The 12,583-nt window shown below is 73.1% G+C and carries 13 protein-coding genes; 6 read left to right on the top strand and 7 right to left on the bottom strand.

The annotated features are described in order from the left end of the window. Window positions 1-145: 145 nt before the first annotated feature. The 3 genes from ACGF3I_RS02920 to ACGF3I_RS02910 all read right to left on the bottom strand — a co-directional run bounded on the left by ACGF3I_RS02920 (window position 146) and on the right by ACGF3I_RS02910 (window position 3,426). Window positions 146-1,237, bottom strand: a complete 1,092-nt coding sequence (locus ACGF3I_RS02920) for a phosphatidylinositol-specific phospholipase C domain-containing protein (RefSeq protein WP_393128720.1) — start codon at window positions 1,235-1,237, stop codon at window positions 146-148. A gap of 211 nt (window positions 1,238-1,448) precedes the next feature. After that, window positions 1,449-1,895: a subtilase-type protease inhibitor gene (locus ACGF3I_RS02915; protein ID WP_393128719.1), complete on the bottom strand. Its 447-nt coding sequence runs from the start codon at window positions 1,893-1,895 to the stop codon at window positions 1,449-1,451. A gap of 355 nt (window positions 1,896-2,250) precedes the next feature. Beyond that, complete coding sequence (locus ACGF3I_RS02910) at window positions 2,251-3,426, bottom strand: D-alanyl-D-alanine carboxypeptidase family protein (protein ID WP_393128718.1); 1,176 nt, start codon at window positions 3,424-3,426, stop codon at window positions 2,251-2,253. 216 nt (window positions 3,427-3,642) lie between these two features. On the opposite strand from ACGF3I_RS02910, the gene ACGF3I_RS02905 reads away from it, so the two are divergent. The 4 genes from ACGF3I_RS02905 (at window position 3,643) to ACGF3I_RS02890 (ending at window position 6,721) form a co-directional block, all read left to right on the top strand. Then, window positions 3,643-4,872, top strand: a complete 1,230-nt coding sequence (locus ACGF3I_RS02905) for a carbohydrate-binding protein (RefSeq protein WP_393128717.1) — start codon at window positions 3,643-3,645, stop codon at window positions 4,870-4,872. A 116-nt stretch (window positions 4,873-4,988) separates the two neighbouring features. After that, window positions 4,989-5,498 (top strand): LPXTG cell wall anchor domain-containing protein, encoded by a 510-nt coding sequence (locus tag ACGF3I_RS02900; protein WP_393128716.1) that lies wholly within the window; start codon window positions 4,989-4,991, stop codon window positions 5,496-5,498. 69 nt (window positions 5,499-5,567) lie between these two features. Further along, window positions 5,568-6,215, top strand: a complete 648-nt coding sequence (locus ACGF3I_RS02895; protein ID WP_393128715.1) for an RNA polymerase sigma factor — start codon at window positions 5,568-5,570, stop codon at window positions 6,213-6,215. Further along, window positions 6,212-6,721, top strand: coding sequence for a hypothetical protein (locus ACGF3I_RS02890; protein ID WP_393128714.1), 510 nt, complete (start codon window positions 6,212-6,214; stop codon window positions 6,719-6,721). The genes ACGF3I_RS02895 and ACGF3I_RS02890 overlap by 4 nt, the downstream gene beginning before the upstream one ends. A 4-nt stretch (window positions 6,722-6,725) precedes the next feature. Here the strand turns inward: ACGF3I_RS02890 and lepB are convergent, their stop codons facing one another. From lepB to ACGF3I_RS02870, 4 genes are all read right to left on the bottom strand, one after another. Further along, entirely contained in the window at window positions 6,726-7,529 is an 804-nt protein-coding gene (gene lepB / locus ACGF3I_RS02885; protein ID WP_393128713.1) for a signal peptidase I, read from the bottom strand. A gap of 55 nt (window positions 7,530-7,584) precedes the next feature. Further along, the gene (locus tag ACGF3I_RS02880) at window positions 7,585-8,685 is read right to left on the bottom strand and encodes an alpha/beta hydrolase (protein WP_393128712.1); all 1,101 of its coding nucleotides are present in this window, start codon (window positions 8,683-8,685) and stop codon (window positions 7,585-7,587) included. A gap of 183 nt (window positions 8,686-8,868) precedes the next feature. Beyond that, window positions 8,869-9,633 carry an N-acetyltransferase gene (locus ACGF3I_RS02875; protein WP_393128711.1) on the bottom strand — a complete coding sequence of 255 codons (765 nt, stop codon included), beginning with the start codon at window positions 9,631-9,633 and terminating at the stop codon, window positions 8,869-8,871. Between the two features lie 120 nt (window positions 9,634-9,753). Then, window positions 9,754-10,269 (bottom strand): YceI family protein, encoded by a 516-nt coding sequence (locus ACGF3I_RS02870; RefSeq protein ID WP_393128710.1) that lies wholly within the window; start codon window positions 10,267-10,269, stop codon window positions 9,754-9,756. Window positions 10,270-10,437: 168 nt separating this feature from the next. Between ACGF3I_RS02870 and ACGF3I_RS02865 the strand changes: the two genes are divergently transcribed. Both ACGF3I_RS02865 and ACGF3I_RS02860 read left to right on the top strand, forming a co-directional pair. After that, complete coding sequence (locus ACGF3I_RS02865) at window positions 10,438-11,643, top strand: sensor histidine kinase (RefSeq protein WP_393128709.1); 1,206 nt, start codon at window positions 10,438-10,440, stop codon at window positions 11,641-11,643. 5 nt (window positions 11,644-11,648) lie between these two features. Then, a complete protein-coding gene (locus ACGF3I_RS02860; RefSeq protein WP_393129107.1) occupies window positions 11,649-12,299 on the top strand; it encodes a response regulator in 651 nt (216 codons plus the stop codon). Window positions 12,300-12,583: the final 284 nt, after the last annotated feature.

Genomic DNA, 12,583 nt, shown 5'->3' with positions numbered 1-12,583 from the left:
CCCCAACACCGCCCGACCGGGCCCTGAGGCGCGACCCGCCCCCCGCCACCTGGCCTCACCCCCCCGGGGGGGGGGGGCGGGGGCCGCCCGGGGGGGGGGGGGGGCCCCCCCCCCCCCCCGCCGCGGTCGTGCCGTTGCCGGGTGTCTAGCCCACCCCGCGCGGCAGTGCCAGCGACTGGACCTGGGTCAGCGAGGTCCAGTCGTTGGAGGCGACGCTCGCGTGGGCGGCGGCGAGCCGGGCCACCCGCGCCTGCGCGTCGGCCGGGGACGGGTTCTTGTCGTCCAGGGCGGGGGCGACGTTCTGGGCGTCGGTCATGACGACGAAGTAGTGGTGCGCGTCGTACCAGGCGGTGTCGATGGTGCCGTTCAGATACGCCGAGGCATCACCGTCGAAGACCACGAACCACGGACGGATCGAGGCGTCGCCGTAGCGTGAACGGGGGTCGCCCGCCTGCGCGTTGTGAACGGCGGGGAAGATCTGTGCCTCGGCCGTCCGTCCGGCCGCCGCGAGGTCGCGCAGATGGCGCGCGTACTCGACGTCGGTCCACAGGCGGTCGGTGGGGTTGCCCTCCTCGACCGTGCCCGGGATCGCCTCGAGCATCACCTTGCCCGCGAGGGCCTGGCGGGTGGGCCAGTTCCCCGCGGTGGAAGCCTCGTCGAGCGTGGCGTACTGGCCGCCGCCCGGCCTGGCCAGCAGGTCGGCGGGGCGGAAGACCGCGGAGCCCAGATGGTCCCTGACCGCCTGGTCCAGCTTGGCCGGGCTCATGCCGAAGGTCGCCTGGAAGCCCGCCTTCATCTCCAGCTTGATCGTGAGCGGCGGATGGCCGGGGTGGGCCCCGAGCCACACCCGTACGTCGTCGAGACAGCTCTCCAGGTTCTTGTTCGCGCCGCCGGTGTAGAGCTGCGCGGGAGTGCTCGCGTTGACGCAGTTGTTGCTGTTGCCCAGCGGGTTGGAGTGGCTGACCTTCCACTCCTTGGTGATGAAGTCGGGCCAGACGTCGAGCTCGATCATCGAGGTGCCGGAGTCGAGGGCCTGCGCCAGATACGGGAAGGCCGCCGGGTCGTAGGTGTTGTGCAGACCGGAGACGGTGGCCCCGGACAGCGGCAGGGACTCGGGTCCCGCCGCCGATGCGCTGCCGCCGGCTCCCGCCGTCACCAGGGCGAGGCAGGCGGCGAGCGTGCCGAGCAGGGCGGTGCGCGGCCGGGGCGTGAAGCGTCTGGGCCGGGGGTCCGACACGGGTCCTCCTAGTGGGGGGTGACTGCCCGTCAGGACGGTGCCATCGCCGAGTGAATCGGCGTAGACATGTCACGTAACACGAGGGGGATTCCTCCTGTCACCCCCCGCGGCCGGCCGGACCGGCCGCGGGGGCCGCGCGGGGAGCCCTGTCATCGGGATCAACCCGGCATCGGGGACGGCCGGTTGTGCGCCGCCGTCCCGTCGGGAGCGCCTAGAAGTTGAACACGGCCTCGGAACCGGCCGCCTTCATGCAGGAGTTGGCGTACGTCTGCACATGGCTGACCCGCTGCCCGTTCCAGACGCCGTCCGCGCGCACGGTGACCGGCTGCCAGATCTTCGTACACAGGCGGGGTGCGCCGGCGGCCGACAGGGCGGCGAAGTCGCCCTGCACGCCCCGGAGTTCGTCGCACGCGGCGGCCGGAGCGGGGTGGGTGCCGGACGGGGTCGGGGCGCAGCTGAGGGTCACCGCCCGCTGTACGGAGGCGCCCTCGGTGCCGGTGCCGGGCTCGACGGTGATCACGAGCGCGGACGGCGGGTAGAGGCTCATCGGCTTCATGGCATGGGCCGGAGCCGCGGTCGCGCTGCCGAGTCCGGTGCCGAGGAGCCCGTTGGCCAACAGGGCGACGGCGACGGCGCTGACTGCTGCGATCTTCCGCATTTCGAACACTCCTGGGGGTTGGTTTCCGGAGAACGGACAGGAGTCTGTCGCGCCGGACAGGTGCTCGCGCGCCGATGCGGACACATTCGGTCACGTTAAGTCACGCAGCGAAGCTGTATCCCCGCAGGCGGCCGGACGGCCGTGCAGGTCGCCGAGCCCTAGAAGGTCGGCCAAAAGAAAGGTGGTTACGTCGATGAAAGGTCGATTTCCAGGCAAGTAGCGGGTGAATTCTAGGAATCTTAGGCCGGAATGAGGGGTGGTCAGATGACGGTTCCCTTGCCGGGGGCGCGTTCGCCGAGGCGCCCGGACGGTGCCGGGCGCCCCTCGGTGAGCCCTCTGTGCTTGCCCCGGCGATTCACTCCGAAGGGTGCCGGCGCCCGCGCGTGGCGCGGCCCCGGATCGCGCGGCGGCGCAGCAGCAGGAAGAGCGTTGCGGCCAGGGCGAGGCCTGCGGCGGCCGAACCCGCCGGCGTCCAGACCGGCGTGTCCTCGTCCTCGGCGGCCGCCGTCCCGACGGCCGCGGCGGGCGCGGGATTGTGCTGCGAGGCCGGGCGCTGGACCGCCTTCTTGACGCGTACGGGCTCCAGGGAACCCACCGCGTCGACGTGCCCCCAGGCCTTGAAGCCCCAGTCGAGCAGCGTGCGGGCCTCCTCGTAGACCGCGTAGCCGCCACCGGCCTGGGGGTTCATGACGGTCACCAGCAGGGTGTGGTCGCCCTGTTTGGCGGCGGCGATCAGGGTGTTGCCCGCGTTGCTGGTGTAGCCGTTCTTGACTCCGACGATCCCCGGGTAGCGGGCCACCCCGTCGTTGCCCGAGAGCAGCCGGTTGGTGTTCGCGATGCCGTACGAGCCGCCTCCGCCGGGGAACTGCGCGGACGCGGTCGAGCAGTACTCGGCGAAGTCGGGCCGGGCCAGGCCCGCCCGGCCGAACACCGCGAGGTCGAACGCCGAGGAGACCTGGCCCGGGCTGTCGTAGCCGTCGGGCGAGACGACCTCGGTGTCCAGCGCGCCGAGCGCGCGGGCCTTGGCCTGCATCTGGGCCGCGGTCTGGTCCCAGCCGCCGTTCAGGGAGGCCAGCACGTGGACGGCGTCGTTGCCCGAACTGAGGAACACGCCGCGCCACAGGTCGGAGATCTGGTAGGTGTGCCCGGGCTCCACGCCCACCAGGCTGCTGCCGGGCCCGATGCCGGCCAGGTCCTGCTCGGAGACCGTGTGGCGGTCCTCGGCGCGCAGATGGGGGAGCGCGGTGACCGCGAACAGCGTCTTGAGGGTGCTGGCCGGCGGCAGCTTGCGGTGGGCGTCGCGGGCGGCGAGCACGTTGCCCGTGCGGGCGTCCGCGACCACGTACGACAGCGCCGACACCTCCGCCGGCAGGGCGGGCGCCCCCGGGCGGAGGCTGACCTGCTCGCCCGGGGCGGGGCCGGACGGGGGCGCGGAGGCGGAGCTGTCGGGCGTCGGGGCGAGGCAGCACAGACCGATGGCGGCAGTGGCGGTGAGCGTCGCCATGGAACGGAATCCGGATCTGATGACCATTCAGCCACCGTAGGAACGAAACGGACATCACGCAGGTCGGCTTGTGCCGTCCGGTCTACACGAAAGGGGCCCGCACAGGGCCCGGGGCCCGGCTCGCGGCCCGCCGGGACCCCCGCCCCTTTGTTCAAGGAAGAGCAATGGTCTAGTCCAAGTCGTTGACGTGTTCCGGCCATCGGCCAATTCTGGGAGCCCCTCCCACCCCCAGGAGACCCCGACATGAAGCCACTTCGTGCTCTCCTCTGCGGCGCCGCGAGCGCCGCACTGGCCGCGGCCGGGCTGACCGCGGCCGTCGCCGGGCAGGCCTCGGGCGCGACCGCGGACGCGGCCGGGCTCGGCAGCCGCTGGTACGCCGCCGCCCCCTATCTGATGCCCCTCGACAACGACCCGCCCAACGCGCCCGCCATCATGGACGCGACCGGCCTCAAAGCCTTCCAGCTCGCCTTCGTCCTCGCCCCCAACGGCGGTGGATGCAGCCCCACTTGGGGCGGCACGGCGCCCGTCTCGTCGGACACCGCGGTGGCCGCGGTCATCGCCTCGATCCGCGCCAAGGGCGGTGACGTCTCGGCCTCCGCGGGCGGTTACGGCGGCACCAAACTCGGCCAGAACTGTGCCGACGCCGCCTCAACGGCCGCCGCCTACCAGCAGGTCATCACCAAGTACCAGCTCAAGGCGATCGACTTCGACCTCGAAGAGCCCGAGTACGAGAACACCGCCGCCATCGCGCACGAGATCGGCGCCGCCAAGATCCTCCAGCAGAACAACCCCGGTCTGTACGTCTCGGTGACGACCGCCGGCACCGCCGACGGCACCGGCTGGTTCGGCAAGCAGATGCTGAACGAGGCCAAGGCGCAGGGCTTCGTGCCGGACAACTTCTCGATCATGCCGTTCGACGGCGGCTTCAGCGGCGCCGCCGCCCAGACGAGCGCGCTGACCAACTTCAACTCCGTACTCCAGTCGACGTTCGGCTGGTCGGCCGCCACCGCCTACGCCCACGAGGGCTTCTCCGGCATGAACGGGCGGAGCGACACGGGCGAGTTCTTCTCGCAGGCCGACTTCCAGAGCGTGCTCGACTACGCCACGAGCCACGGCATGGCCCGCTTCACCTTCTGGTCCCTCAACCGCGACCGGCAGTGCAGCCCGCCCGACAACAACGGGCGCACCTCGGGCACGTGCAGCAGCGTGCCGCAGGCGGCCTGGGACTTCGCCAAGTACTCGGTGAAGTTCGCCGGAGCCACCCCGCCCGACTCGCCCCCGCCGTCCTCCCCGCCGCCCTCATCGCCCGGCGGCGGCTGCACGGTGACGGCCTGGAACGCGGGCACGGTCTACACCCAGGGCAACGAGGTCTCCCACGGCGGTCACCGGTGGAAGGCCAAGTGGTGGACGCAGAACGAGGAGCCCGGCACCACGGGGGAGTGGGGGGTCTGGCAGGACGAAGGCAGCTGCTGAGCCGGCCGCACACGGGCGCGCCGCCGCCCGGGAAATTTTTCCCGGGCGGCGGCAACCCCGGGGGCCGCCGCACGTCGTCAGGGGTGAAGGCGCATCTTCCGCGCCTCCTGCCGACCGTGGAGAAGCACAACGTGACCGTCCCCCAGCACCGTCCCGACCGCTCCGCCCGCCGCAGCCCGCGCCGCCTCGCCGGCGCCGCTGCCGCCACCGGGCTGCTCCTCGCCCTCGCCGCCCCGTCGCTCGCGGGCACCGCGCACGCCGACGGACCGAGCACCGCACCCCGGCGCGCCGTGCCGGCCGCCGACGAGCCGAGCGCCGTGCCCGCGTCGCCGGTCAAGCGGGCCGGCGAGGCCAAGCAGCCGACCGGCCCGGCGCCCGCCCGGCCCGCGGCCACCGAGCCGCCGAACGCGTCCGCGGCGCCCGTGCCCGCCCCGGCCTCCGACGGCCGGAGCGGGCCGAGCGCGATGCCCAGCGGTCCGGCCGCGGCCCCCGCGCCCGCCGACCAGAAGGAGCTCGCGCATACTGGTTCGTCCACGACCAACACGGTGATGGGGCTCGCAGCCGGCGCGCTGATCCTCGCGGGCACCGGCACCGTCCTCGCCGTCCGGCGGCGGCAGCAGAACTGAAGCCCCAGGCAGCCCACGGCCCCGCCCCCGCATCCGGGGGCGGGGCACGCCTGCGTACCCGAGGAACCGATGGAGCACACCGCCCTGCCGCACCCGTTCCCCTTCGCCCCGCCCGCGCCGTGGTGGCGCGCGCTGCTGCGCCGGGGCCGCGCCGCCCCGGGTGCCCGGACGCGAACGGTCCGCGGCGGCGGGGCGGGCGCGTTCCCCGACCCGTTCGGGCCCGGCGCGGCGCCGCCGACCGTCGGCGAGCTGTACCACGCGCACCGGCTCCGGATGGTGCGTCTGGCCGTGATGCTGGTCGACGACCGGGCGACCGCGGAGGACGTCGTGCAGGACGCCTTCACCGCGCTCTACCGGCGCCACGGCGACCGCGTCGAGGAGATCGACAACGCCCTCGCCTATCTGCGCACCGCCGTCGTCAACGCCTCGCGCTCGGTGCTGCGCCGGCGCCGCACGGCCCGCGGCTACACCCCGCCGCACGAGCCGGACGCCCCTTCGGCGGAGGAGCGCGTGGTGCTCGACGAGGAACACCGTGAAGTCCTGGCCGCGCTGCGGCAGTTGACGGTGCGCCGCCGTGAGGTGCTGGTGCTGCGGTACTGGAGCGACCTCACGGAGGCGGAGATAGCGACGACCCTCGGCATCAGCCGGGGCTCGGTGAAGTCCATCGCGAGCCGGGCCCTCGACTCGCTGGAGAAGATCCTGGAGGCACGGGCATGAGCGGCCACGGAAGCGGGACCGACGGTCCCGGACGGCCGGTCGTCGAGCGGCTGCGCGGCGCGCTCGCCGCCCGCGCCGACAGCATCACCGTCACCGATCTGCGCCCCGCCGACCCGCCGGGCCCGCATCTGCGCCGCACGCCGCTGTCCGCGCTGCGCCGGCGCCGGTTCGTATGGCCGCTGGCCGGACTCGCCACGGCCGCCGCGGTTGCCGTCGGCTGGTTCACGCTGGCCCCCGGCCCCGAACAGCGCCCGCTGCCCGCCACATCGCCCGGCCCGGTCGAGCCGCCGCCCACCCCCGAGACGTCCGGCACGCCCTCTGTGGTGCCCTCGTCCGCGCCGCGCCGCACTCCGGCGGCGGACCGCCCGAAGGGGCCGGGCGCCGGCCCGACGCCCGACCCCGCCTCGCCGCCGAGGCCGCCGAGCGCGGGAGCGCCGTCGCGCGGGGCCGTACCCGGGCGGTCGGTCGCGCCGTCCACCACGCCGTCCCCGCGGACCTCGCGGTGAGGGGTCAGATGCCGGGCTGGTCGAAGGTGGCGGGGACGGGCAGGGTCGCCCAGCGCGAGAGGGGCCAGGCCACCACGAAGGCCCGGCCGACGGCCTTGCCGACCGGCACGAAGCCGTGGTTCCTGTCGGCCTGGTGGTAGCGGGAGTCCTCCGAGTCCTGCCGGTGGTCGCCCATCATCCACAGCCTGCCCGGCGGAACGGTCACCTTGAACTGCCCGCCCCGCTGGTCGACGCTGCACGGCGTGTTCCCGGGGAAGACGTACGGCTCGACGAGCGCCTTGCCATTGACCGTGAGGGGGCCGGTGCCCCTGCACTCCACGGTGTCACCGGCCACCCCGATGACCCGCTTGATCAGGTCCTTCTCGTCGCCCGACGGCATGACGCCGACGAAGGACAGGACCTTCTGCACGACGTTCGGGTGCGAAGTGGGCTCTGCCGCAAGCCAGTTGTCGGGGTCGTGGAAGACGACGACCTCACCGCGCGCCGGCTCGGAACCGAACCAGGGGGTCAGCTTGTCGACCAGGACACGGTCCCCGGGCTGGAGGGCGTTCTGCATGGACTCGGACGGGATGGAGAAGGCCTGCACCAGAAAGGTCTTGATGAGCAGCGCGAGCACCAGGGCGACGCCGACGAGGATCGGCAGTTCCTTCCAGAACGAGCGGTGCCGGCCCGCGCGGCGCCCGCCCGCGGGCTCCTGACCGGGGGCCCCGGGGTCTTCGTCCGCGCCGACCGCTGCATTGCCCACGCCCGCTCCTTCGTCCGTCACCGACCGGGCCCGCACGCGCCCCGGGCGCGGGCCCACCTGCACGGTGCACGGTAAGTGCGGGTGCCCCCGAGCACGCGTGAGGCCCGCCGCACGCGGATCAGGAGGCCGGCTCGGGGCCCTGCATGTGCTGGCTGATCCACTGGATGAGCCCGCCGTCGGCCATGTTCGGCACATAGGTCTTGGCGTTGTGACTGCCGCCCTGGATGACGCTCAGCTTCGTCTTGACCGGGCCCTTGCCGTACTTGGCGATGAACTCCTCGATCTTCGGCTTGGCCTGTGCGTCGGAGCCCACGGTGCCGACCTGGAAGGCCAGGTACACGTCGGGGCTCTTCGCGGCGATCAGTTTCTGCGCCAGCAGGTTGGGGTTGTTCTCCGCCTTCTCCTTGTCGTGTCCGGCCCACAGCCGCGAGTCCGGGACTATGTCGGGGCCGGAGGCTATGACGGCCTTGAACCGGCCGGGCTTTTGCAGCACGCTCTTGAGCCCGGCGAAGCCGCCGGTGGACGAGCCCATGAAGGCCCAACCGTCGCGCGATTTGACCGTGCGGAAGTTCGCCTTGATGAGGTCGGGGACGTCCTCGGTGAGCCAGGTGCCCATCTTCGGCTGGCCGGGGATGTCACTGGCGTCCCAGTAGAGCCCGCCGGTGTCGGGCTTCGGGTTGAGGACCGGCATCGCCAGGATGAACGGGAGGCTCTTGCCCTCCTTGGACCACTGGGAGATGCTCGCCTCCAGCTTGAGGTCGGTGCCCATCCAGTAGTTGGTCGGGTAGCCGGCGCCGCCCGGGAGCGCCACCATCACCGGGAAGCCGCTCTTGGCGTACTTCGGGTCCTTGTACTCCGGCGGGACCCAGACCCAGACCTTGCCCTTGAAGCCGGACTTCTTGCCCTCCAGGGTCGTCACCGCGATCTTGGAGCCGTTCTCGGGGACCGTTCCCGCCACCGTGAACGCGGCCTCGGGTCCGGTCGGCATCAGCACCTTGGAGCCGGGTGCCGTCTTGCCGTCGCCGCCCGGCTTGTCCCCGCCGCCCTGGCCGAAGCTGATCGCGTCCCCCTTGTCGGAGAAGACGTCGAAATAGTTCAGGACGGGCCAGGCGATCAGGCCGAGCGCGGTGACCGCGACCACGCCGAACATCCAGCGTTTGGCGCGGACGGCCCGGCGGTGGCCGCGCGACTGGTAGGCCCCGTGACGGGGGTGGGTCATGGCGAATCGCTCCGGGTGGTTCTGTGGCCCAAGGGCATGCCTGTTCGTTCACCTGGGCTGATGGGTGGGAGCGACCAGTAGGTTCCGGATTTGTCTTACAAATCTTGTGAAAGTGCCGGACGCGGCACGAACGGCATGTGGTGCCCGCCCGCCGTCCCCCGCCCGGAACCGGGCGTCCCGCCCCTAGGACGCGGGGTGCAGCGGGTGCCGCACCCAGACGTTGGGCTCCACGTAACTGACGCGGTCGTGGCGGGTGTCACAGTGCACCGGCACCAGCGCGGAGGGAACCTCGACCTCTCCGTCCCGGTCGAAGGGAAGGCCGGTCCACCGGCTCCACTCGGCCGGGGTCCCGCTGACCGTCATCGAGGCGGCCGCCGCCTTCTCGATGGTGCCGCCCGCCTTGACGTGCACGCGCAGCCACGGATCGCTGGGCAGCCCGTCCTCCCTGACCTCGCGCAGGTACGCGGCCATCGGCACCCGCGGCCGCAGGTGCTTGGCCGTGGGACGCACCGGCGCCACCAGCGCGCCGAGGCCCTGGCGCTCGACCGCGCCCCGCATCGCGGCCAGCATGCGGTACGACAGACCGCGTCCCAGGTGCCCGACATCGATGGTGATCTCCAGCGCGCTCGCCGTCGTCACCGGGCGCCCGCGCCGCAGATCGTCGAAGGCCCAGACGAGGACCTGGTCCCAGCCACGGTCCGGCATCTCCTCACGGCCCTCCAGCGCGGCGTTGAAGGGGACACTGAAGCCCCGGGCGACGACCCGGTCACCCTCCGTGGCCACCACGCAGTACTCCGGGAACTCCTCGGGCACCCGCGAGAGCAGGGCCTGGCCGACCAGGTCCCGGGCTATGAACTCGGGCCAGGTGTCACTCAGGTCGTAGAGGCGGGCGGCCAGTTCGGGGCGCTCGGAGAGGCGGCTGATCACGATGTCGTCGCTGTGGGTCACGGGCGCGACCCTGCCAGACGCCGCAGGTCGGCGCCAGCCCTTTTGATCATGACCGGGGTTCGACCCGACCGGGCCGGACCCCGGCGAACCACCCCGCTCGTACCCGTTGCGCCCGTCCCGTCAGCCGCGGACGCACCGCACCCGTACCGTCACGTCGAGATGCCGTCCCGCCATGCCCGGGGACGCGGTGACCCCGAACGCCGTCCGGTCGACGCGTACCGTGGCGCGGGCCGTGAACGACCCTGGTGAGCAGGCCGATTCCGCGATGGACAGGTGTACCGGCCGGGCGATCCCGCACACGGTGAGGGTGCCCGGCACCGTCGTGCCCTCCAGCCGGTCCGCGGTGAAGGTCATCAGCGGGTGGCGGGCGGCGTCCAGGAAGCGCGCCGAGCGCACGGCGCGGTCGCGCCGACCGCTGCCGGTGCGGAAGCTCGCCGTGTCGATCTCGGCGCGTACCGCCGACGTGCCGAGCGGCTCGGCGACGTCGACGCGGCCGGACCGGATCGCGAAGGTGCCGCGGACCGGAAGGAGCCCGAACAGGTGCCGGGTCGTGAACTCGACGGCCGAGGCGGCCGGGTCGATGGCGTAGTGGCCGGCGGCGGGCGCCGCCGTCGGGGTGTCCCGGTTGGTTTCCATGCTCCGATTCCACAGCGGGACGGCCGCCCCGCGGCAGGGCGGGCGGAAGGTTTCGGCCCCGACGAACGGAGGGCCGCCCGGCCCCGCCCACGACTTTCGTAGGGTCTCGGACCGCCGGACGTTCGCTGTTCGGGAGACGCCGGGGCGGGATGACCTACCGTGAACGGCATGAGGGACGGACCGTGGCACCGCCGGCACCCGCTCGCCGTGGACACGGCGATCGCCATCTGTTTCACCCTGGCCGACACGGCCACCACCCTGATCGGCGCGACCTGGTGGCCCGAGCGGCCGGGCACCCTCGCCTGGACCCTGCTCGGCCTCCAGGCACTGGCCTGTCTCAGCCTGGTGGTGCGCCGCCGCGCACCCCTGACGGTCGTCGCCGTGCTGGGTGCGTTCACGCTGGCCGTGACCCTGCTCGTCTCCCCGTTCCACGCCCTGGACCCGGCCAACCCGGGCAATGTGTGGGCCCCGTTCTCGACGGCCCTCGCCGCGTACGGCCCCGTGTTCTACGGGCGCCACGCACGCGACCGGCGCACCGTGTTCCTGGCGCTCGGCCTCTTCACGCTCGTCGTCGCCCGGCCCTGGGAGCCGTCCTTCGCCCTCATCTCCATCGGCCTCCTGCGCACCGCGGCCGGACCGCTGCTCGCCCTCTACTTCGACGCGCGCCGGCGGCTGGTGTGCGCCCTGACCGAGCGCGCCGAACGGGCCGAGCGGGAGCGTCATCTGCTCGCCGAGCGGGCGTGCGCCGAGGAACGGGCACGCCTGGCGGGGGAGATGCACGATGTCGTCACCCACCGGGTGAGCCTGATGGTGCTCCAGGCGGGGGCACTGGGAGTGACCGCGTCCGACGAGGCGACCCGGCGGGCCGCCGAGGAACTGCGGGCGGCCGGCTGCCAGGCGCTGGAGGAACTGCGCGACCTGGTCGGCATCCTGCGCACCGCGCCCGAGGAGGACCGCGCCCCCTCGCCGGACGGGCTGGCCACCCTGGTCGCCGAGTCGACGGCCGCGGGCGTCCCGGCCGACCTGGTCGAGCTGGGGGACCGGTCGCTGGCCTCGCCGGTGGTCGGCCGCACCACCTACCGCATCGTGCGTGAGGCGCTGACCAATGTGCACAAGCACGCGCGCGGCGCCCGCGTCACCGTCCGCGTGGAGTACGACGGCGCCGGCGTACGGGTCGCCGTCCGCAACACCCGGCCGGACGGGGAGCTCGACCAGGAACTCGCGCGCACCGGTTCGGGACTCGGCATCGAGGGGCTGCGCCGCCGCGTCGAGCTGGTGCACGGTACGTTGCGGGCCGGGCCCGAGCCCGACGGGGGCTTCTGCGTGACGGCCGAGCTGCCCGCCTACGTACCGACGGCAGAAGCGGTGGGGTGAGACCTGTGGTGCGCGTGGTGGTCGTGGACGACGAGGCGATGGTGTGCGGATTCCTGCGGACGATCCTGGGCTCGGCCGCGGACATCGAGGTGGTCGCCGAGGCGCACGACGGCGCGGCCGGCATCGAGGCGGTACAGCGCCACCGGCCCGACGTCGTCCTCATGGACCTGCGCATGCCGGGCATGGACGGCATCACCGCCATCGACCGGCTCGTCCGGGGCGGCCAGGCCCCGCCCATCGTGGTGCTCACGACCTTCGACGCCGACCAGTACGTGCTGCGCGCGCTGCGTGCCGGGGCGACGGGTTTCCTGGTCAAGTCCACGCCGCCGGACGAACTGATCGGGCTGGTGCGGGTGGCCGCCGAAGGCCACACCGTTCTGTCGCCCGCGGCGGCCCGGCGGCTCATCGCGGCCTCGACCGAAGGACTCTCGGCCCGTGACCGCGCCCGTGACCGCGTCGCCCGGCTCACCGAACGGGAGACCGAGGTCCTGGCGGGGCTCGGTGAAGGGCTCTCCAACGCGCGGATCGCGGCGCGTCTCCATCTGTCGGAGGCGACCGTCAAGGGCTATGTGTCGCGCACGCTCGACAAACTGGAATGCGCCAATCGCACCCAGGCCGGTCTGATCGCCCACGAGGCGGGACTCGTCGAGCCGTAGGCGTCTCCTCAACTCCCCGTGTACGTCCGTGAGTTGATGCCGCCGCGTACCGGGCCTGCGAGGCCCCGTGCCGGGTGCTCCGCGGCGGGCGCACGGCCCGCGCGCGGACACGCCGTGGCAATGCCGGGGTCGGCGCGCACGGGGGCGGATGCTTGTTTCTGCTCGTTCGATGGGAGCCATTGATAACAACGAGCATCAGTACTGCACTGGCGGGTGCCCTCCGGCAGGCTCGTGCCGGCGGGATCGGCACCTTCCCCTGCCTCCTACGCATCCCGCCCGGGCCG

This window comes from Streptomyces sp. NPDC048111 (genome assembly GCF_043202815.1).
In the GTDB taxonomy this organism is placed as follows: domain Bacteria; phylum Actinomycetota; class Actinomycetes; order Streptomycetales; family Streptomycetaceae; genus Streptomyces.
This window is presented reverse-complemented; position numbering and strand designations above follow the sequence as displayed.